At 72.1% G+C, this 19316-nt stretch carries 18 protein-coding genes; 9 read left to right on the top strand and 9 right to left on the bottom strand.

Features of this window, described 5'->3' with window-relative positions; translation table 11 throughout:
* Nucleotides 1-3648, bottom strand: a 3648-nt coding sequence (locus tag GKQ77_RS11435) for an Lhr family ATP-dependent helicase (RefSeq protein WP_219688607.1), incomplete at its 3' end; no start/stop codon positions are given.
* Nucleotides 3649-3727: 79 nt separating this feature from the next.
* On the opposite strand from GKQ77_RS11435, the gene GKQ77_RS11430 reads away from it, so the two are divergent.
* Genes GKQ77_RS11430 through GKQ77_RS11420 form a run of 3 tightly spaced genes read left to right on the top strand, consistent with a single transcriptional unit; the run spans nt 3728 to nt 5770 of the window.
* Nucleotides 3728-4579: an AraC family transcriptional regulator gene (locus tag GKQ77_RS11430; RefSeq protein WP_219688606.1), complete on the top strand. Its 852-nt coding sequence runs from the start codon at nt 3728-3730 to the stop codon at nt 4577-4579.
* A gap of 10 nt (nt 4580-4589) precedes the next feature.
* Nucleotides 4590-5465 carry an AzlC family ABC transporter permease gene (locus GKQ77_RS11425; protein WP_219688605.1) on the top strand — a complete coding sequence of 292 codons (876 nt, stop codon included), beginning with the start codon at nt 4590-4592 and terminating at the stop codon, nt 5463-5465.
* Nucleotides 5462-5770, top strand: coding sequence for an AzlD domain-containing protein (locus tag GKQ77_RS11420; RefSeq protein WP_219688604.1), 309 nt, complete (start codon nt 5462-5464; stop codon nt 5768-5770). Before GKQ77_RS11425 ends, GKQ77_RS11420 begins: the two co-directional genes overlap by 4 nt.
* 11 nt (nt 5771-5781) lie before the next feature.
* On the opposite strand, the gene GKQ77_RS11415 is transcribed toward GKQ77_RS11420, so the two are convergent.
* The gene (locus GKQ77_RS11415) at nt 5782-6741 is read right to left on the bottom strand and encodes a hypothetical protein (RefSeq protein WP_219688603.1); all 960 of its coding nucleotides are present in this window, start codon (nt 6739-6741) and stop codon (nt 5782-5784) included.
* A gap of 79 nt (nt 6742-6820) precedes the next feature.
* On the opposite strand from GKQ77_RS11415, the gene GKQ77_RS11410 reads away from it, so the two are divergent.
* The gene (locus GKQ77_RS11410; protein WP_030778522.1) at nt 6821-7015 is read left to right on the top strand and encodes a DUF3046 domain-containing protein; all 195 of its coding nucleotides are present in this window, start codon (nt 6821-6823) and stop codon (nt 7013-7015) included.
* A 171-nt stretch (nt 7016-7186) separates the two neighbouring features.
* A complete protein-coding gene (locus tag GKQ77_RS11405) occupies nt 7187-8461 on the top strand; it encodes an AI-2E family transporter (RefSeq protein ID WP_219688602.1) in 1275 nt (424 codons plus the stop codon).
* A gap of 38 nt (nt 8462-8499) precedes the next feature.
* On the opposite strand, the gene GKQ77_RS11400 is transcribed toward GKQ77_RS11405, so the two are convergent.
* The 4 genes from GKQ77_RS11400 to GKQ77_RS11385 all read right to left on the bottom strand — a co-directional run bounded on the left by GKQ77_RS11400 (nt 8500) and on the right by GKQ77_RS11385 (nt 12287).
* On the bottom strand, nt 8500-9639 hold the full coding sequence (locus GKQ77_RS11400) for a winged helix DNA-binding domain-containing protein (RefSeq protein ID WP_219688601.1): 1140 nt from the start codon (nt 9637-9639) through the stop codon (nt 8500-8502).
* Between the two features lie 41 nt (nt 9640-9680).
* On the bottom strand, nt 9681-10844 hold the full coding sequence (locus tag GKQ77_RS11395; RefSeq protein WP_219688600.1) for an oxygenase MpaB family protein: 1164 nt from the start codon (nt 10842-10844) through the stop codon (nt 9681-9683).
* A gap of 119 nt (nt 10845-10963) precedes the next feature.
* A complete protein-coding gene (locus tag GKQ77_RS11390; RefSeq protein WP_219688599.1) occupies nt 10964-12019 on the bottom strand; it encodes a polyprenyl synthetase family protein in 1056 nt (351 codons plus the stop codon).
* On the bottom strand, nt 12009-12287 hold the full coding sequence (locus GKQ77_RS11385; RefSeq protein ID WP_219688598.1) for a polyprenyl synthetase: 279 nt from the start codon (nt 12285-12287) through the stop codon (nt 12009-12011). The genes GKQ77_RS11390 and GKQ77_RS11385 overlap by 11 nt, the downstream gene beginning before the upstream one ends.
* A 351-nt stretch (nt 12288-12638) precedes the next feature.
* Between GKQ77_RS11385 and recA the strand changes: the two genes are divergently transcribed.
* The 4 genes from recA (at nt 12639) to GKQ77_RS11365 (ending at nt 18070) form a co-directional block, all read left to right on the top strand.
* Nucleotides 12639-13769: a recombinase RecA gene (gene recA / locus GKQ77_RS11380; RefSeq protein WP_219688597.1), complete on the top strand. Its 1131-nt coding sequence runs from the start codon at nt 12639-12641 to the stop codon at nt 13767-13769.
* A 3-nt stretch (nt 13770-13772) separates the two neighbouring features.
* Nucleotides 13773-14513, top strand: a complete 741-nt coding sequence (gene recX, locus GKQ77_RS11375; protein WP_219688596.1) for a recombination regulator RecX — start codon at nt 13773-13775, stop codon at nt 14511-14513.
* 144 nt (nt 14514-14657) lie between these two features.
* A complete protein-coding gene (locus GKQ77_RS11370; protein ID WP_258021179.1) occupies nt 14658-15503 on the top strand; it encodes an ArsR/SmtB family transcription factor in 846 nt (281 codons plus the stop codon).
* Entirely contained in the window at nt 15500-18070 is a 2571-nt protein-coding gene (locus GKQ77_RS11365; RefSeq protein WP_219688595.1) for an FtsX-like permease family protein, read from the top strand. Before GKQ77_RS11370 ends, GKQ77_RS11365 begins: the two co-directional genes overlap by 4 nt.
* Before the next feature lie 72 nt (nt 18071-18142).
* Here the strand turns inward: GKQ77_RS11365 and GKQ77_RS11360 are convergent, their stop codons facing one another.
* From GKQ77_RS11360 to GKQ77_RS34115, 3 genes are all read right to left on the bottom strand, one after another.
* Complete coding sequence (locus tag GKQ77_RS11360) at nt 18143-18538, bottom strand: rhodanese-like domain-containing protein (RefSeq protein WP_372459861.1); 396 nt, start codon at nt 18536-18538, stop codon at nt 18143-18145.
* On the bottom strand, nt 18535-19077 hold the full coding sequence (locus GKQ77_RS11355) for a cupin domain-containing protein (protein WP_219688594.1): 543 nt from the start codon (nt 19075-19077) through the stop codon (nt 18535-18537). The genes GKQ77_RS11360 and GKQ77_RS11355 overlap by 4 nt, the downstream gene beginning before the upstream one ends.
* 80 nt (nt 19078-19157) lie before the next feature.
* Nucleotides 19158-19229, bottom strand: coding sequence for a putative leader peptide (locus tag GKQ77_RS34115; RefSeq protein WP_327084869.1), 72 nt, complete (start codon nt 19227-19229; stop codon nt 19158-19160).
* Nucleotides 19230-19316 lie beyond the last annotated feature (87 nt).

The raw sequence follows: 19316 nt of genomic DNA, 5'->3' as shown, positions 1-19316 counted from the left end.
GAGGAGGGGCGCTGTGTCCGCGAGGTAGAGGGAGACCCAGCCGTCCTTTCCCGGCAGGGAGCCGGCGCCGGCCCAGACGACCTCACCGGCCGCGGTCAGTTCGTCGAGCATGGCGGGGTTGTAGCCGGCGACGCGCGACGGCAGTACGAGCTTTTCGAGCGCGGACGCCGGGACGGTCGCCCCCTGCAACTGCTCGATGGCGCGCGCCAGGCCGTCGACGCCGCGCAGGCCGTGGCCGCTCAAGTGCTGCCACTGGGGCAGGAACTGGGCGAGCGCCGACGGCGGAACCGGCTCCAGCTCGTGCCGCAGCGCCGCCAGGGAGCGGCGGCGCAGGCGGCGCAGGACCGCCGCGTCGCACCACTCCTGGCCGATGCCCGCGGGATGGAACTCTCCTTGTACCACGCGGCCGTTCGCCGCGAGGCGTTGCAGCGCGCCCTCCGTGACCGCCGCGCCGAGGCCGAAGCGGGCGGCGGCGGTGGCGGTCGTGAACGGGCCGTGCGTGCGCGCGAAGCGGGCGAGGAGGTCGCCGAGGGGGTCCTTGACCGGCTCGGTGAAGGCCTCGGGGACACCCACGGGCAGAGCGGTGCCGAGGGCATCGCGCAAGCGGCCCGCGTCCTCGATCGCCGCCCAGTGGTCGGCCCCGGCGATCCGGACCCGGATGGCCCGGCGCGCGGCGGCCAGCTCCGCGGCCCACTCGGGCTCGGCGCCGCGCTCGGCCAACTCGTCCCCGGTGAGCGGCCCGAGGAGCCGCAGCAGATCGGCGACGCCTTCGGAGTCCTTGATCCGGCGGTCCTCCGTGCGCCACTGGAGCTCCTGCTCCAGCTCGGTGAGGACGTCCGCGTCGAGCAGTTCGCGCAGCTCCGCCTGGCCGAGCAGCTCCGCGAGCAGATGGGAGTCCAGGGACAGCGCTGCCGCGCGCCGCTCGGCCAGGGGCGAGTCGCCCTCGTACAGGAACTGGGCCACGTACCCGAACAGGAGGGAGCGGGCGAAGGGTGAGGGCTCGGGGGTGGTGACCTCGACAAGGCGGACGCTGCGGGACTCGATGTCACCCATCAGTTCCGTCAGGCCCGGTACGTCGAAGACGTCCTGGAGGCATTCCCGCACGGCCTCCAGGACGATCGGGAACGAACCGAACTCGCTCGCCACTTCGAGCAGTTGCGCGGCGCGCTGGCGCTGCTGCCACAGGGGGGTGCGCTTGCCGGGGCTGCGGCGCGGCAGCAGCAGGGCGCGGGCGGCGCACTCCCGGAAGCGGGAGGCGAACAGGGCCGAGCCGCCCACCTGGTCGGTGACGATCTGGTTGACCTCGCCCTTGTCGAAGGCGACGTCGCCCGCGCCGATGGGGGCCTTCTCCGCGTCGTACTCCACGGCGGGCTCGGTGGGGTCGGTGGGGGTCTGGTCGAGCAGGTCGAGGCCCATCAGGTCGGCGTCGGGCAGGCGCAGCACGATGCCGTCGTCCGCGTGCATGACCTGCGCGTCCATGCCGTACCGCTCGGTCAGGCGGGCGCCGAGGGCGAGGGCCCACGGGGCGTGCACCTGCGCCCCGAAGGGGGAGTGCACGACGACCCGCCAGTCACCCAGCTCGTCGCGGAACCGCTCGACCACGATCGTCCGGTCGTCCGGGATGTGCCCGCACGCCTCGCGCTGCTCCGCGAGGTACGACAGGACGTTGTCGGCGGCCCAGGAGTCGAGGCCCGCGGCGAGCAGCCGCACGCGCGCGTCCTCCCGCGAGAGCGCGCCCACCTCCCTGAGGAACGCGCCGAGCGCGCGGCCCAGCTCCAGCGGGCGGCCCAGCTGGTCGCCCTTCCAGAAGGGCAGACGGCCCGGGACACCGGGGGCGGGGGAGACGAGCACGCGGTCGCGGGTGATGTCCTCGATGCGCCAGGAACTCGTGCCGAGCGTGAAGACGTCGCCGATCCGCGATTCGTAGACCATCTCCTCGTCGAGCTCTCCGACGCGGCCGCCGCCCTTCTTCGGGTCGGCGCCCGCGAGGAAGACCCCGAAGAGGCCGCGGTCGGGGATCGTGCCTCCGGAGGTCACCGCGAGGCGCTGTGCGCCGGGCCGCCCCGTGACCGTGCCCGCGACGCGGTCCCAGACCACGCGGGGGCGCAGCTCCGCGAAGGCGTCGGAGGGATAGCGGCCGGCGAGCATGTCCAGGACGGCCGTGAACGCGGACTCCGGGAGCGAGGCGAAGGAGGCCGCCCGGCGGACCACCGTCAGGAGGTCGTCGACCTGCCAGGTGTCGAGGGCGACCATCGCCACCAGCTGCTGCGCCAGCACGTCCAGGGGGTTGGCGGGGACGCGCAGCGACTCGATGGAGCCGGTGCGCATCCGCTCCGTGACGACGGCCGCCTGGACGAGGTCGCCCCGGTACTTGGGGAAGACGACTCCGGTGGAGACCGCGCCCACCTGGTGGCCCGCACGGCCCACGCGCTGGAGCCCGGAGGCGACGGACGGCGGCGACTCGACCTGGACGACCAGGTCGACCGCGCCCATGTCGATGCCCAGCTCCAGGCTGGAGGTGGCGACCACGGCCGGCAGCCTGCCCGCCTTCAGGTCCTCCTCGACCTGGGCGCGCTGCTCCTTGGAGACCGAGCCGTGGTGGGCACGGGCCAGCAGCGGCGGGGCGCCCTTGGCGGCGCCGGACTCGGCCATCAGCTCCGCCGGGGAGTGGTCCTCGGGAAGGGCCTCGCCCGTCGCTCGTTCGTACGCGATCTCGTTGAGGCGGTTGCACAGGCGCTCGGCGAGGCGGCGGGAGTTGGCGAAGACGATCGTCGAGCGGTGCGCCTGGACGAGGTCGGTGATGCGCTCCTCGACATGCGGCCAGATCGACGGGCGCTCGGCTGCCGCGCCCGTGCCGTCTCCGGAGTCGGCGACGGGGGAGCCGCCCAGCTCTCCGAGGTCCTCGACCGGGACGACCACCGAAAGGTCGAACACCTTGTCGGACGTGGGCTGGACGATCTCGACCTTGCGCTTGGGGGAGAGATAGCGCGCGACCTCGTCCACCGGCCGGACCGTCGCCGAAAGGCCGATGCGGCGCGCGGGCTTCGGCAGCAGCTCGTCGAGGCGCTCCAGGGACAGCGCGAGATGGGCGCCGCGCTTGGTGCCCGCCACGGCGTGCACCTCGTCGAGGATCACCGTCTCGATGCCCGTGAGCGCGTCCCTCGTGGCGGAGGTGAGCATCAGGAAGAGCGACTCGGGGGTGGTGATCAGGATGTCCGGCGGGCGGGTGGACAGGGCGCGGCGCTCGGCGGGCGGGGTGTCACCCGAACGGATGCCGACGCGCACCTCGGGCTCGGGCATGCCGAGGCGCACGGCCTCCTGGCGGATGCCGGTCAGGGGGCTGCGCAGATTGCGCTCCACGTCGACCGCGAGGGCCTTCAGCGGGGACACGTAAAGGACCCGGCAGCGCTTCCTCGGGTCCGCGGGCGGTGGGGAGGAGGCCAGCTGGTCGAGGGCGGCCAGGAACGCGGCCAGGGTCTTGCCGGAGCCCGTGGGCGCGACGACGAGCACGTCGGAACCCTCGGCGATCGCGCGCCACGCCCCGGCCTGGGCGGCGGTGGGCGCGGAGAAAGCCCCCGTGAACCAACCGCGGGTCGCGGGGGAGAACTCGTCGAGGGCGCCGTGGGCACTGGACGCGGAGCTGACCATGACCCCATCGTGCACCCCGCCACTGACAACGGCGTCGACCTGCGGAAACGGCGTTGCGTGCCCGTCGCAGAATGGAGGCATGGCAGCTTCGGCGGAGCAGGCCCGGCACTGGCGGTACGCGGCGCTGCCCGGCGTCGACCTGCTGCGGGCGCGCTACATCCACAAGACGTTCGCGCGGCACACCCACGAGCATTTCGTGATCGCGGGCATCGCCGAGGGGGTCGACGTCTTCCACCACGGCGGCGCCGACCAGTACGCGGGGCCGGGCACCCTCGCCCTGGTCAACCCCGACACCCCGCACACCGGCCGGGCCGGCGTGCCGGAGGGCTGGCGGTACGGTGCCGTCTACCCGGCGCCGGAGGTGGTCGCCGACATCGCCGCGGAGACCACGGCGATACGTGGTGCCCCCGGGTTCGTCCGCCCGGTGCTCGACGATCCGCACGCCGTCGCCCTCGTCCACCGGGTGCTGCGCGCGGCGGAAGAGGGCAACGCGCTCGCCGCCGACACCCTGCTGCGAGTGGCGGTGACGCGGTTGCTGCGGTTGAACGGAGGGCGGTTGCCGCGGCGTGCGGTGCGCACCGCCGGTGCAGGCACCGCGGCACGCGCGCGTGCCGTCCTCGAAGAGAGTCTCGCGGATCCGCCGAGCCTGTCGCGGCTGGCCGCTGACCTCTCGGTGAGCCCCTTCGCCCTGCTGCGTGCCTTCCGGGACGCGTACGGCATGCCGCCGCACGCCTGGCTCACCGACGCGCGCGTGCGCCGGGCGCTGCGTCTTCTGGACGCGGGAACCACGCCTGCCGACGCCGCCACCGCCGTGGGCTTCACCGATCAGCCGCACCTCAGTCGGCACTTCACCCGGATCGTGGGAGTGCCTCCAGGGGCGTATCAGCGCGAGCGCAAGAACGTACAAGACCGGCGGCGGCAGCGCTCGTAGGGTCCAGGGCGTGGCAGAACAGACGACGCCCACGGGCACGGACGACGGAACCAATGGCGGGAGCCGGGCTGGCGACGGCGGAGCAGAGGGCGCGCACGCGCGGGACGGAGGCGCCCCGAGCAGGAGCGACGCGCCCGTCGTCCGTGACGCCCTGGGGGTCGGGGTCGCCGTCGGGCTCTCCGGCTTCGCCTTCGGAGTGACCTCGGCGGGCAGCGGCCTCACCGTGCTCCAGAGCTGTCTGCTCAGCCTGCTGGTGTTCACCGGAGCCTCGCAGTTCGCCTTTGTCGGGGCGCTCGCGGGCGGCGGCAGCCCTTTCACCGCTGCCGCGGGCGCCTTCTTCCTCGGCGTGCGCAACGCCTTCTACGGGCTGCGTCTGTCGCAGTTGCTCGCCCTCCCGCGCGCGGTGCGGCCGCTTGCCGCGCACTGGGTCATCGACGAGACCGCGGCAGTCTCCCTCGCGCAGCCCACGCGGCGGGCCGCCCGCATCGGCTTCACGGTCACCGGGCTCAGCCTCTACGTGTTGTGGAACATCACCACGCTGCTGGGCGCGCTGGGGGCCGAGGCGATCGGCGACACCGACGTATGGGGCCTGGACGCGGCGGGGCCCGCCGTCTTCCTGGCGCTGCTCGCACCCATGCTGCGTACGGCGGCGGACCGTTCCGTCGCCGCCCTCGCGGTCCTTCTGGGGCTCGGACTGCTGCCCTTTCTGCCGGCCGGAGCGCCGGTTCTGCTGTCCGCCCTCGCGGTGCCGATCGTCCTCTACGTAGAGGGCCGAAAACGCCGTGCGAGGCGCAAGCACGAAGAGGGCCGCGCAATAGAAGAGGGCCGCGCAATACACGAAGAGGGCCCAGAAGAACCTGACGACCCGCGGAGGGAGGACCCGTGAGCATCTGGATCGCGATCGGCGTGACCGTCGTCGGCTGTTACATCGTCAAACTCGTCGGCCTCCTGGTACCCGCGGGCGCCCTGGAAAGGCCACTCGTCAAGCGAGTGGCGGCCCTGGTCCCCGTGGCCCTGCTGGCGGCTCTCACCGCCCAGCAGACCTTCACCGAAGGCCGGGTGCTCCTCCTGGACGCCAGGGCGGCAGGGCTCGCCGCGGCGGCCCTGGCGCTCGTCCTGCGCGCCCCGTTCCTCGTCGTCATCGGCACGGCGGTGATCGTCACGGCCGGGCTGCGGGCGCTGACAGGCTGACGGGGAGGCCGTCAGCCGATGGGCCGCCCGTAAGCCCGTAGCGTCCGCAGCGCCTCAATGGTCACGATCGGGCGCGACTCCAGGGCCGTGCCCGGCGCCCACTGCCGCCACCGGACCGGCCAGCCGCCGTCCTCCCGCTGGTCCGCCGCCAAGAAGTCCAGCGAGCGTTCCATCTCGGCATCGGTGAACCACTCGCGCGCGAGCGACTCGGGGGCCTTGGCGAAGTCATGCGCGAAGTGGTGCTCGCCCGGCGCGTATCCCGGCGACACCGGATGCGCGTCCAGATCGTCCGGATCCAGGGCCGCGAGACGCTGTTCGCGCACGAGGCGGCCGAGACGGTCGGCCGTGGCCCGCGCGCGCGAGCGGTCGGGTACGCCGTCCAGGAAGGCGACGGCCGCCTGGATCTCGTACGGATGTGACTTCTCGAGCGATTCGACGGCGGCCCAGCAGAAATCGGTGGCCCGGAAGAGCCAGGCGTGCCACACCTCGTTGCGGTGCAGCAGACCCACCACCGGCCCCGTGGCGAGCAGTTCCCCGGGCGGGTCGTCCACGACCGGCACGAACGGCGCCGAAGGGTAGCCGCGCTGGCTGGGGTGGATCGCGGGGAGGGCGCCCTCGGGCGTCGACACCGACGTCAGATAGCGGCACACGCGCTCCACCCGCTGCCCGCCGCAGCGCCCGATCGCGTCCAGGACCCGCAGCGCGTGCCCGGTGTGCAGCGGCTGGCTCACGGGGCCGCGCAGATCGGGTTCGAGCGCGTGGCCGTACCCGCCGTCAGGGGTGTCGTACGCGGCGAGGGCGGTCTCCACCGCGTCCGCGGCCCGGCGGCCCTCGTCGAGGAAGTGGTACGCGAACCGTCGCTGCTCGAGCACGCGCGCGGTGAGCCAGACGAAGTGCTCGGCGCGGGCGACCGGGGAGGACGCCCCATCGGGGGAGGGCACTGGGTCGGGGGATGCTCCGGTTTCGGCCATGCTTCGACCGTAGGGCGGAAAGCGTTCTCGACAAGCCCCCTGTGCCGGGCTGCACTCTCAGGGGCGCGATACTGGAGGCATGCGGTTGACGGTCTTCTGGCAGCGGATGGCGGCTCACTTCGGAGCGGGGTACGCCGACTCCTTCGCGCGCGATCACGTGATGGCGGAGCTGGGCGGCCGTACGGTCCACGAGGCACTGGACGCGGGCTGGGAGGCCAAGGACGTCTGGCGCGCGGTCTGCACGGCCATGGACGTACCGGCCGAAAAGCGCTGACTACGGACGGCTCGGTAGCGGCGGCGGGCGCCACGCGCGCGTGAGCAGCGCTCCACGCACGGGTAGGCCGCTGGGGCTCCGGACGCACAGGCCGTCCCAGGATTGTGAGCAGGTCGTCCCAAGATGCGGGGGCGGCGGCTTATTGTCGGCGGCGTGGGTGAGACTGACCCCGTGGCATCCACAGACGAGACCGCGCAGGTCACCCAGGACAACGCTCCACTCGGCACGACGCCGCCCGCACAGCCCCCCACCGGGACCGAGGCAGGACGTGGCGCCCGCATGCCGGGCTGGCTGCCGCGTGCCATGGTGCTCGCCCTCGCGCTCATCGCCTGCTTCCAGCTGGGCAGTTGGGCCTTCCACCAGCTGACCGGGCTGCTGATCAACATCCTGATCGCGTTCTTCCTGGCGCTCGCCGTCGAGCCGGCGGTGAGCTGGATGGCGGCGCGCGGGCTGCGCAGGGGCTTCGCCACGTTCCTCGTCTTCATGGGCGTCGTGATCGCGAGCGCGGGCTTCGTCACGATGATGGGGTCGATGCTGGCGGGCCAGATCGTCGACATGGTCGAGGACTTCCCCGACTACCTCGACAAGGTCATCAGCTGGATCAACCAGACGTTCCACACGGAGCTCTCCCGCGTCGAGGTGCAGGACAGCCTGGTCCACTCCGACTGGCTGCAGAAGTACGTGCAGAACAGCGCCAGCGGCGTCCTGGACGTCTCCGCGCAGGTCCTCGGCGGCCTCTTCCAGCTCCTGACGATCCTGCTGTTCTCGTTCTACTTCGCGGCCGACGGGCCGCGGCTGCGGCGCGCGCTGTGCTCGGTGCTGCCGCCCGCCAAGCAGGCCGAGGTGCTGCGCGCCTGGGAGATCGCCGTCAACAAGACCGGCGGCTACCTCTACTCGCGCGGCCTCATGGCGCTGATCTCCGGGGTCGCCCACTACATCCTGCTCCAGACGCTCGACGTCCCCTACGCGCCCGTGCTCGCGGTGTGGGTCGGCCTGGTCTCCCAGTTCATCCCCACCATCGGCACGTACCTGGCGGGCGCCCTGCCGATGCTGATCGCCTTCACCGTCGATCCCTGGTACGCGCTCTGGGTGCTGATCTTCGTCGTGATCTACCAGCAGTTCGAGAACTACGTGCTCCAGCCCAAGCTCACCGCCAAGAGCGTGGACATCCACCCCGCGGTCGCCTTCGGCTCGGTCGTCGCCGGGACGGCGTTGCTCGGGGCGGTCGGAGCGCTCATCGCCATCCCCGCCATCGCGACCCTCCAGGCCTTCCTGGGGGCGTACGTGAAGCGGTACGACGTCACGGACGATCCCCGTGTGCACGGGCACCGGCGCCGGGTCGGACGGCCCCTCCTCGCGCGCGTGCGGCGCGCTCTGCGAGGGCCGAACCATCCCGCTGCGGCGGCGGAGGCCGAGACACGGCCGAAGCCCGACGGGCGGCCGTAGGACGGAGGACGTCCCCAGGGCACGTCGCGGAGCCGCGCTCACAGCGGCAGCGACCGCACCTCCGCTTGCGGAAGCTTGGCCCACCAGTAGTGGTGGCGGCTGTAGACCTCCGTCCCGCGGCCGGCGAGGAGCGCGCCCAGGGAGCGGGCCTCCGCCGCGAGCCCGTCCCAGGTCTCGGGCGACAAGGGGTGGAAGGCCGTGACCTCGACGCGGCCGTCCATCTGCCGCCACACCCCGGCGACGTGGCCGTCCACCAGCAGGGTGGGCAGGACGTCACCGTTGTTCCGGATCACCAGGGGACGGTAGGCCGGGGGTATCACCCGCCCGCGGTCGGCGTAGGCCAGCAGCACGCTGTCCCACATCGCCATGAGCCGGGGCGGAGCGGGGGTGTCGGCGTCCGGCCGGGAGGCTCCAGGGAGGTCGTACAGCGTGCTGCCGTCCGGCCCCTGGAGAGCCTCGACAGCGCCGTCCAGGGCGCGCAGCGCCGCGCGTACGGGAGCCCGCCGCACCATGGAGAACTGGGCCACGTCCGCCACGGAGGCGGGCCCGAACCCCGCCAGATAGCGCAGGACCAGGGCCCGCAGCGCCTCGGGCTCCTCCGTCCGCCCCACGGGCAGCGGACCGGCCTCCGCCGCCACGAAGGACGGCCGTACGCCGAACGACCATCGCGCGCCGGTCGGAGCATGCTGGAGCGGCGCGTACGCCTTCAGACCCCACCACGCCCCGCCCGCCTTCTCGGCACCGAGCCGCTCCTCGGCCCACGCCTGCATCTCGGCCGAGGTCCTCGGGCGGGCGGCGTAGGCCAGCAGCTCCGGAACCAGTTCCTCGGCGTCCGCGGGCGTCAGCCCCGCAGCGGCGAAGCGGGCACCGAGCCGGGAGCCGTACAGCGTCGGCTGCATCGCCCCGCGGAAGTCCCGGTAGTCCTCGGCGTGTACGGCGTGCAGGGTGATCCGCATCAGGGTCGCCTTGACCACCGAGCGCCCCGCGAAGGCGGCGTCGAGGTCGGCCGGAGCGAACCCCGCGAGCCGGTTCCAGAGGGCGAGGTACGGCGATGCCGGGTGCTGCGCCTGGAGCGCGACCACGCGTCGTATCCCGTCCTGGACGGTCAGCGGCTCACGCTCCAGCAGCAGCTGGCGGCTGAGGGTGGCCCGGTTGAGTTCTCCCGCTGTGATCATCACAGCGGGGATTGTGCCTCGCCCTTCGGATCTCGGGCATGGGGTCAGCTCGAAACGGTGGCGGGGGGCGGAGTCCATCGGTGGGTGGGAGGCACTGTGTTCGAGATGCCGTACTCCTTCTTGAGCTGCTCGGGGATGGCGTAGTGCATCACGCGCCCGCGCGTGAGGGACGACAGCTCGAAGACGGCGGTGAGGTGGCCGAGACGGTCCAGCGCCCAGGCACCGAGGGGCGAGCGGTCCTCGATGGTCTCCAGGACGCCCAGGAGGTGGGGGACGGCCTTGACGACGGTGTCCCAGGGGGTGCGGGGCACCTGGAGCCAGTCGGCGCAGGTGTCGCCGACGAGGTGGCGGATGAGGGCGGAGATGATCGGGTCGAAGAAGGTGCCGGGCACGACCTCTTCGTAGAGGTCGATGAGTTGCCGGGTCAGGTGCGTGCCCTCTTCGGAAGGCCCCATGTGCCGGATCATGTACAGGTCGAGGAACTCGCGGGCCTCGGCGAGCGTCTTGGGGACGGCTTCCTGGTCGATGCCGAGCATGGCACCGACCACGCGCCAGGCGTAGTAGTACGCTTCCGCGCCCTCCGTCGACATGTGGATGCCGAGGCGGTGCAGGCTGTCCAGCACGAGCAGGGAGAAGAACATCTGCCCGCCGATCATGTCCTCCTGACAGATCGGCGTGCCGAGCGCGGCGGTGTCCCACCGGTTCTCCCGTTCGAGGTGGTGGCGGATGGAGGCGTGCAGGAGGCGGACCTTCTGGGCGGCGGGGATGAAGCGGCTGCCGGCCTCGAAGGCGTCGGGCTGCATCAGGTAGACGGTGAACTGTCCGGTCTCGGCCATCCGCTTGGAGGGGTACTTCAGCCCATGGGTGGCCGACAGGAGCTTCGCCACGTGCGGGACCACGTAGCAGGCGGGCATGGAGGCGAAGGAGAGCGCGGTGGAGATGTGCACGTTGTTGTCGATGAAGAACAGCCGGGCCTTCTCCATCTCCCCCCAGTCGACCCAGGCGGGCGGGACACTCGTGGCCTGGAGGTATTCCCGGGCGACATCGGGCAGGCCGTCCGGCAGGGGAGAGCCCGCCGTGGAGACGTAGCGCATCAGGGTGTTGAGCTTGCCCACCTCCCCGCGTTCGAAGAGTGTGGCGACGGTGGCGTCGGCGAGTTCGTCGCCGCTCTGTCGCAGGGCGTCCATCGAGGCCTCGGTGTAGGTCATGGCAAAGCTCCTTGTCATCCACGGCTCCACGGCTCCTTGTCATCCACGCCGGGTGGCGCACGACAGGCGGGAGGGTCCGGCCAAAGACGGCGCACGCTTGCGCCGCCCGCGCGCGGGGGTCAGGACAGGCGGGCCGCCGCCGAGTGCGCCAGAGCGGTCAGGGCGGTGGTGGCATGCGCGGGTATGTCCAGCTCATGGAGGGTGTTGAGGGCTTCATCGACCCGCACGGTGATCATGTCCTCGACGCGGTCGGGTGTCTTCAGGCGGCGCATCACTTCGCGCACCGCGTGCAGGCCGCTGTCGTCCAGGTCGTGCCGGCCCAGAAGGGCGCGGAGCTGCTCCCGCTCGTCGTCACCGGCCAGGCGCCAGGTCTCTGCTAGCAGGGCCGTGGGCCGGTGGCCGCGTACATCGTCGGCGTTGTCCTTGCCGGTGCGTTCGGGGTCTCCGAAGAGGCCGAGCAGATCGTCCCTCAGCTGGAACGCCTCGCCCAGGGGCAGCCCGTAGGCGGAGTAACCCTCGCGCAGCCGCCCGCCGGCCCCGGCGAGGGCGCCGCCGATCAGCAGGGGCTGCTCGACGGTGTACTTGGCGGTCTTGTACCGGATCACCTTCAGTGACGCCGTGACGTCCGGCTCGGCGCCGGTGCCCAGGATCTCCAGGCACTCGCCCGCGATCAGCTCACGGGCCAGCGCCGACCACAGCGGGCGAGCCCGGGCCAGATAGGCGGCGGGCAGACCGCTGGTGGCGAAGAGCTGTCCGGCCAGCCCCATCAGCAGATCCCCCACCAGCATCGCCAGCGACCTGGCGGCGTCCACGGCGCACGCGCGATGGCGCACAGCACCGCGCAACGCGATATGTGCGGTGGGGCGCCAGTGCCGTACCGCGCTGTCGTCGATGAGGTCGTCGTGCACGACCGCGGCGGCATGCACCAGCTCCATGGAGGCCGCCGCCCGCACCAGGGCGTCGCTGTCCGGCTGGCCCGCCGCGCGCCAACCCCAGTAGCAGAACGCGGCCCGCAGCCGCTTGCCGTCCGTGACCGCGGCCTCCAGTTCGTCGGCCACCGGTCCAAGGGCCGGGTCGATCGCCGTGAAGCGCTCGGCCTCCTGGGCCACGAACGGGCGCAGTACCTCGTCGATACGGGTCTTGAACGCGGCCGGCTCCCACCGGTCAGACCTCATCGGCGGCCCGTCGAGCCAGGGCGTGCCGGGCGAGGACTTCCAGATGGGCGGGGGGCACAGTCGCGTACCGGTCCAGCGCCAGTCGCCCGCGTGCCATCAGATCGTCCTGGGCCTCCGACGCCAGTTCCGCGGCGTCCGAACGGCGCAGCAGGCCCCGCACCGTCCCCAGGGCCGTACCCGCCAAGCTCACCGCCAGATCGGCAAGACCGGCCACCACCAGGACCGCCTGCTCGTCCAGGCCGCCGCGTCGTCCCGCTGTCTCTTGCATCACGTCACCCCACGCCAGCACCACCGGACGGCGCCGGTCGCACGCCGTTCTTCCCAGCATCACGACATCGCGGGCACGGGAGTCGAGGAAGTCACTATCGAGTGATCACATCGCTCGCGCGTGCGGGTCGTGGTGCAGGCCGCGGTGCGGCCGGTGCGGCGTGCCGCGCTTGACACTGAAATCGAACATCTATTCTTATGGGGTGTCCGGCGGTGCTTCTCCGAGGGTGCGAGGGGTGAGGGATGGCCTCGAGTTATCCACAGGCTGGACGGGCGTCGGGGCGGATTGTCAGTGGCAGGCGTTAGCGTCTTTGACGTGAAGCGATCGACTCAAGCAAATCGGGTGGAACCCATGGCAGGAACCGACCGCGAGAAGGCGCTCGACGCCGCGCTCGCACAGATTGAACGGCAATTCGGCAAGGGCGCAGTGATGCGCATGGGCGAGCGTCCGAACGAGCCCATCGAGGTCATCCCCACCGGGTCGACCGCGCTCGACGTCGCGCTCGGCGTCGGCGGCATCCCCCGCGGCCGTGTGGTGGAGGTGTACGGACCGGAGTCCTCCGGTAAGACCACCCTCACGCTGCACGCCGTGGCCAACGCCCAGCGGGCAGGCGGCGCGGTGGCGTTCATCGACGCCGAGCACGCCCTCGACCCCGAGTACGCGAAGAAGCTCGGCGTCGACATCGACAACCTCATCCTGTCCCAGCCGGACAACGGCGAGCAGGCTCTCGAGATCGTCGACATGCTGGTCCGCTCCGGCGCCCTCGACCTCATCGTCATCGACTCCGTCGCCGCCCTGGTGCCGCGCGCGGAGATCGAGGGCGAGATGGGCGACTCGCACGTGGGTCTGCAGGCCCGCCTGATGAGCCAGGCGCTCCGGAAGATCACCAGCGCGCTCAACCAGTCCAAGACCACCGCGATCTTCATCAACCAGCTCCGCGAGAAGATCGGCGTGATGTTCGGCTCCCCGGAGACCACGACCGGTGGCCGGGCGCTGAAGTTCTACGCCTCGGTGCGGCTCGACATCCGCCGTATCGAGACCCTGAAGGACGGCACTGACGCGGTCGGCAACCGCACCCGCGTCAAGGTCGTCAAGAACAAGGTCGCGCCTCCCTTCAAGCAGGCCGAGTTCGACATCCTCTACGGCCAGGGCATCAGCCGTGAGGGCGGCCTGATCGACATGGGCGTGGAGAACGGCTTCGTCCGCAAGGCCGGCGCCTGGTACACGTACGAGGGCGACCAGCTCGGCCAGGGCAAGGAGAACGCCCGCAACTTCCTGAAGGACAACCCCGACCTCGCCAACGAGATCGAGAGGAAGATCAAGGAGAAGCTGGGCGTCGGCGTGAAGCCCGAGGCTCCCGGCGCCGAGCCGAGCACGGACGCGGCGGGCGCGGCCGCCCCGGCCGATGACGCCGCCAAGGCGGTGCCCGCACCGGCTGCTGCCAAGGCCGCCAAGTCCAAGGCCGCGGCGGCCAAGAGCTAGTCCGTGACGCGACGAACCGTCTGGGCGGACCACACCGCCCCCGAAAGCCGCCCCGGCGCCGCGGGGCGGGGCCACGGGGACGGTGTGGATCAGAGCGGTGCCCATGAGGACGACGGCCGTGGCTTCCGGGATGACGGCACCGGCCGGAGTCGCGGGCGCCGTCGGCGGCGCGGCGGCTTCGATGAGCACCAGGACAGCGGCTCCCCTTCCTCGTCGAGGGCCGAGCAGGGGCAGCCGCCGACGGGGGATCCGGCTGAGCGGGCGCGGGCGATCTGTCTGCGCCTGCTCACCGGTACGGCGCGCACACGCAAGCAGCTCGCCGACGCGCTGCGCAAGCGGGAGATCCCCGATGACGTGGCGGAAGAAGTCCTCTCCCGTTTCGAAGAGGTCGGGCTGATCAACGACAGCGCCTTCGCGGACGCCTGGGTGGAGTCCCGGCACCACGGCCGGGGCCTGGCCCGGCGCGCGCTCGCCCGGGAGCTGCGCACCAAGGGCGTGGAGTCCACGCTGATCGACGAGGCGGTGGGGCAGCTCGACCCGGAGCAGGAGGAGGCGACCGCGCGTGAGCTGGTCGCCCGCAAGCTCCGCTCCACACGCGGCCTCGATCGGGACAAGCGGATACGCCGCCTCGCGGGCATGCTCGCCCGCAAGGGTTACGGGGAAGGGATGGCGCTCAGGGTGGTCCGGCAGGCCCTGGAGGAAGAGGGCGAGGACACGGAGGACTTGGGGTACGAGGCGTTCTGAGCGGGCCGCCCCCACGGGGGTGGGGCGGCATCCAGAACGGTCCACGTACCCCAACTCGCGCTCCGCGGGGTGGGGTTAACCCCCCTGCGGAGACGCCGGACCACCGCAGTGCACAGGGATGTGTGCACAGGCGACTGTGTACGCATGGCACAGGAACCCGGCACCACTGATGCGGCGCAGGCCCGGGCCCGGGCCCAGGACTCCGGCTCCGGCTCGGCTCCCGGCTCGGCCTCCGGCACGGCTTCGGGGCGGGCGTCGGCGTCCGCTTCCGGTTCGCCGTCCGCTTCGGTGCCGGCGTCGGCACCGGCGTCGGCCACAGCCCGGCGACCGCGGCCGTCCGCCCCGCCTCCCGAAGAGCTGACCGACCTTCGGCTGCTCAAGGCGCTCGCGCAGCCGCGACGGCAGCAGATGCTGCAGCACCTCACCGTGCACGGCCCGGCCACCTCGGCGACGCTGGCCAGGGCCCTCGGCCTCAATACCGGGGCCACCAGTTACCACCTGCGCGAGCTGGCGCGCTACGGCTTCGTCGAGGAGACGCCCGGCTCCGGGCGCGGACGCGAGCGGTGGTGGCGGGCCGTCCCCGGCGACCGGCGCTTTCCGCCGCGCAGTGCGCAGAGCCCCGAGACGCGGCGCGTCATGGACCGGCTCAACCACCTCTCGTACGCCGCCGACCTCGACCTCTTCGAACGGTTGCAGCGGGATGGCGGTGCCGAACTCGGCGAGTGGGCCGACGCGTTCCCCTTCTCGCGCGGCACGATCCGGCTGACCCTCCCCGAACTCCGTGAGTTCTTCGAGGAGTACATCGCGCTGCTCAACCGCTATAAGCGGCCCGCCGCGGACACCCCGGCCGACGCCCGCACGGTACTGACCCGCTTCCTGGCCTTCCCCGCGCCCAGCGCGCCCGCCGCACCCATCGAGCCGGACGTGCCCACCGCACCCGCCGCCTCCGCCGCCACCTCCGACAACCGAAAAGAGACCGAGCCCTCATGATGCTGCGCTACGCCCTGCAGACGGTCCGGGACCGCAAAGGCGGATTCCTGGGCGCCTTCCTCGCACTGATGTGTGCCGCCGCGCTCATCACGGCCTGCGGCACCCTCCTGGAGACGGGGCTGCGCGGCACGATCAAGACCGAGCGCTACGCCGCCGCGCCCGTGATCGTCTCCGCCGACCAGAACGTCCACCAGACCACGGTCAAGCACAAGAAGGGCAAGACGAAGGTCAAGCACAAGGCGAAACCGATCGCCGAGCGGGCCTGGCTGTCGGCCGACGACATCGAGGGCAGGCTCAAGAAGGCACCGGGCGTCAGAGCACTCGTGCCCGAACTGACGTTCCTCGCCCATCCGTTGACGCCTGCCGCCGCGATGAGCGAGGACAGACCGGCGTACGGGCACGCCTGGAGTTCCGCCGCCCTGACCCCTTTCCACCTCGTCGACGGCAGTGCCCCGCGCGCGGCCGGTGATCTCGTCATCGACCGTGATCTCGCCGACCGAGCCGGGCTGAAGCCCGGTGACCGGCTCACCGTCCAGTCCACGCAGAGCCCGCGCAGCTACCGCGTCACGGGCATCGCCGCTCCCGAGCACGGCTCCCTCGCCCACCAGACCTCGCTCTTCTTCTCCTCCGGAGAGGCCGAGCGGCTCGCCGCGCACCCCGGAAAGGTCAGTGCCTTCGGCGTCATACCGGACCGGGGCACCGGCGTCGCCGACCTCGAGCAGGCCGTCGAGCACGCACTCGACGGCACGACAGCGCAGGTCAGCTCGGGTGACGGCCGTGGGCCCGTCGAGTTCCTGGACGCAGCGGGTGCCCGCGTGAAGCTCGTCAGCATGGGCGGCGCGATGGGCGGCACCTCCCTGCTCGTCGCCATCCTCGTGGTGGTCGGCACCTTCGCCCTCTCCGTGCAGCAGCGCCACCGCGAACTCGCCCTGTTGCGGGCCGTCGCCGCGACGCCGAAGCAGATCCGCAAACTGCTCGGACGCGAGGCACTGCTCGTCGGCGCCGCGGCGGGCGTCATCGGCTCGCTCGCCGGAATCCCGCTCGGTGGCTGGCTGCACGGCCGGTTCGTGACAGCGGGGGCCATCTCCGCCACCCTCGAACGCACCGTCAGCGTCTTTCCGCCGCTCGCCGCCATCGGCGCGACCCTGCTCGGCGCCTGGGCCGCCGCCCGTATCGCCGGGCGCCGCATCGCCAGGATCCGTCCGGCCGAGGCTCTTGCCGAGGCACGGGTCGAACGGACCCGGCCCGCCTGGAGCCGTGTGGTCGCGGGTCTCGTCTTCCTCGTGGGCGGCGTCGTCCTGGTGGCTGTGCTGAGCGTGCTGCGCACCGAGGCCGCTTCGACCCCCGTGACGTTCCTGGCCGTTGTGGTCCTCGCCTGCGCCATCGCGCTCCTCGGCCCGTTCGTCGTCCGGGCGGCCGCCGCGCTGCTGAGCGGCCCCCTTCGGCTGACCGGACCGGCCGGCAAGCTCGCCCACGCCAACCTGCGCGGCAACGCCGCCCGGATGGCCGCCGTCGTCACCCCTCTCGCCCTCCTCACCGGCATGACCTGCACCGTCCTCTTCGTCCAGCCCACTCTCGACGACGCGGCCCGCGCCCAGGCCCGCGACGGTATCCGCGCGAACTGGGTGCTCGCCGCGCAGGGCCCGGGCCTCCCGGCGCAGGCCGCGCGGGACATTCGTACGATCGAAGGGGTCGAGGCCGCCACCGAGGTCGTCCGCACGACCGTGCGCGTGGGGCTCGACAAATACCCGGCGCAGGGCGTCACTCCGGAAGGCCTCACCCGGACCTGGGACCCGGACGTCACCGCGGGATCGCTGAAGGGCTTCGACGAGGACAGCGTCGCCGTCAGTGAACTGGCGGCCGACCAGCTCGGGCTGGAACCGGGCAGCACGCTCAAGTTCACCCTCGGAGACGGTACGAAGGCCCGGCTCACCGTCCGTGCCGTATACGCCCGCGGTCTGGGGTTCGGCGATCTGACCATGGCGCACGGCTTGGTCGCCCGCCACGTCGACAACCCGCTCGCCGCCACTGTCCTCGTCAAGAGCACCCCCCAAAGTGATCTCAAGAGCGACCGTACGCAGGAACAACTCGCGGCAGCCGTCGCGAAGTTCCCGGGTGTGAGGGTGCTGGGTCCGGCCGCCTTCGACGGGCTTCAGGCCGAGCGCCGGCAGGCCAATGCCGAGGTGAACCACCTCGCCATGGGGCTCGTCCTGGCCTTCACCGCCATCGCCGTCGTCAACACCCTCGCGATGTCCGTGTCCGAGCGCATCCGGGAGTTCGCGATGCTCCGGCTCGCGGGCGCCACGCGCCGCCAGGTGCTGCGCATGCTGCGCACCGAGGCGCTGGCGGTCCTGCTCATCGGCGCGGGGCTCGGTAGCGGGGTGGCGCTCGCCGTCCTGACCGCGTTCAGCGCCGGCATGACGGGCAGCGCGGCGCCGACGGTCACCCCACTGGTGTACGTCTCCGTGGTCGCCGTCGCCGGACTGCTCGCGCTGGTGGCGACCGCGCTGCCGGGCCGCGCCGCGCTGAGGCCGCTCCCGGTCACCGTGGCGACGGCAAAGGAGTAGGGCAGTACGGCGGGTAAGGGGCAGTACGCAAGGGTGGGCGCCCCTTACCGAAAGGGGTGCCCACCCGCGCGTTCACGTCGTGGCCGTGACCGGAAGTCCCGCCGCCCGCCACGCCTGGAAGCCGCCGACCAGGTCGGTCGCGTGGCGCAGCCCCAACTGCCGCAAGGAGGCGGCGGCGAGGCTCGACGCGTATCCCTCGTTGCAGATCACGACGGTCCGCAGATCGTGGCCGGTGGCCTCCGGGGCGCGGTGGCTGCCCTGGGGGTCGAGGCGCCACTCCAGTTCGTTGCGTTCGACGACGAGCGCTCCGGGGATGAGACCGTCGCGCTCGCGCAGTGCCGCGTACCGGATGTCGACCAGCAGGCCGCCGGCCTCTGCGATGTCGTAAGCCTCCTGGGGAGTGACCCGGTCGAGGCCGAGCCGTACGCGCTCCAGCAACTCGTCGATGCCGATCGGCTGTTCGCTCACTGCCAGTCCTCGGGGCGCTCCACGGACTCCAGGCGGAGCACTTCGCCAGTGCGGCTGTAGCGCCGGATCCGGGGGAGGGGCGGGTAATAGGCGTGTACGGAGACGGCGTGCTGGGTCGTCGACTGGTTCAGCACCTCGTGCACATGGTTGCGGCCGAAGGCGCGGCCCTCGCCGCGCGTCAGCTCCCGCTCCCTGTCGACGTCTTCGGAGAGCTCAAGGGTCTTCCAGCCGTCGGTGGGCAGACGCACCGCGAGCGAGTTCTCCTTGAGGGTGCCCGCCGCGGTGAGGAACGCGCCGATCGACTCCGCATGGTCGTGCCAGCCGGTGCCGCTGCCGGGCGGCCAGCCGATCAGCCAGGCCTCGCTGCCGCCGGGCCCCGCGAGCCGCACCCACGTACGGCCCTCGGGGTCGAGCGGCAGGGAGGCGATGAGTTCGGGGTCGGCGGCGCTGCGGCGCACGAAGTCGAGGAGTTCGGCGGCGGTGGGAGGCGCGGAGCGCGCGGTCGCGGGCGCGGTGGAGGAAGGGGCGGAAACAGACACGGGTACCGTCCTGGAGGTTCGCGGAAGCCGCGCGAGCAGGCCGGAGAGCGGCGCTCAGCGCGTGGGGAGAAGATGCGAAGTCAGCAGGACGGGTGACACACGCAGCCTGCGTAGCGGACGAGGTCCATGTGGACCCTCCGCCACAGGCGCACATCGGTGTCGGTCACGATCCGGAGTAGACCATGGAGGGGAGGGGCGGTCAACTCCGGCTCAATATGCGGTCGCGCGGGGTTCGGAGG

Origin of the sequence: Streptomyces anatolicus, from assembly GCF_019400875.1 — a bacterium.
In the GTDB taxonomy this organism is placed as follows: domain Bacteria; phylum Actinomycetota; class Actinomycetes; order Streptomycetales; family Streptomycetaceae; genus Streptomyces; species Streptomyces anatolicus.
This window is presented reverse-complemented; position numbering and strand designations above follow the sequence as displayed.

Excerpts from the sequence above, each read along its gene's own strand:
- GKQ77_RS11385 (WP_219688598.1), bottom strand. The coding sequence starts at position 12,287 with ATGCAAGAGACAGCGGGACGACGCGGCGGCCTGGACGAGCAGGCGGTC.
- recA (WP_219688597.1), top strand. The coding sequence starts at position 12,639 with ATGGCAGGAACCGACCGCGAGAAGGCGCTCGACGCCGCGCTCGCACAG.
- GKQ77_RS11390 (WP_219688599.1), bottom strand. The coding sequence starts at position 12,019 with ATGAGGTCTGACCGGTGGGAGCCGGCCGCGTTCAAGACCCGTATCGAC.
- GKQ77_RS11370 (WP_258021179.1), top strand. The coding sequence starts at position 14,658 with ATGGCACAGGAACCCGGCACCACTGATGCGGCGCAGGCCCGGGCCCGG.
- GKQ77_RS11415 (WP_219688603.1), bottom strand. The coding sequence starts at position 6,741 with ATGGCCGAAACCGGAGCATCCCCCGACCCAGTGCCCTCCCCCGATGGG.
- GKQ77_RS11395 (WP_219688600.1), bottom strand. The coding sequence starts at position 10,844 with ATGACCTACACCGAGGCCTCGATGGACGCCCTGCGACAGAGCGGCGAC.
- GKQ77_RS11430 (WP_219688606.1), top strand. The coding sequence starts at position 3,728 with ATGGCAGCTTCGGCGGAGCAGGCCCGGCACTGGCGGTACGCGGCGCTG.
- GKQ77_RS11410 (WP_030778522.1), top strand. The coding sequence starts at position 6,821 with ATGCGGTTGACGGTCTTCTGGCAGCGGATGGCGGCTCACTTCGGAGCG.
- GKQ77_RS11365 (WP_219688595.1), top strand. The coding sequence starts at position 15,500 with ATGATGCTGCGCTACGCCCTGCAGACGGTCCGGGACCGCAAAGGCGGA.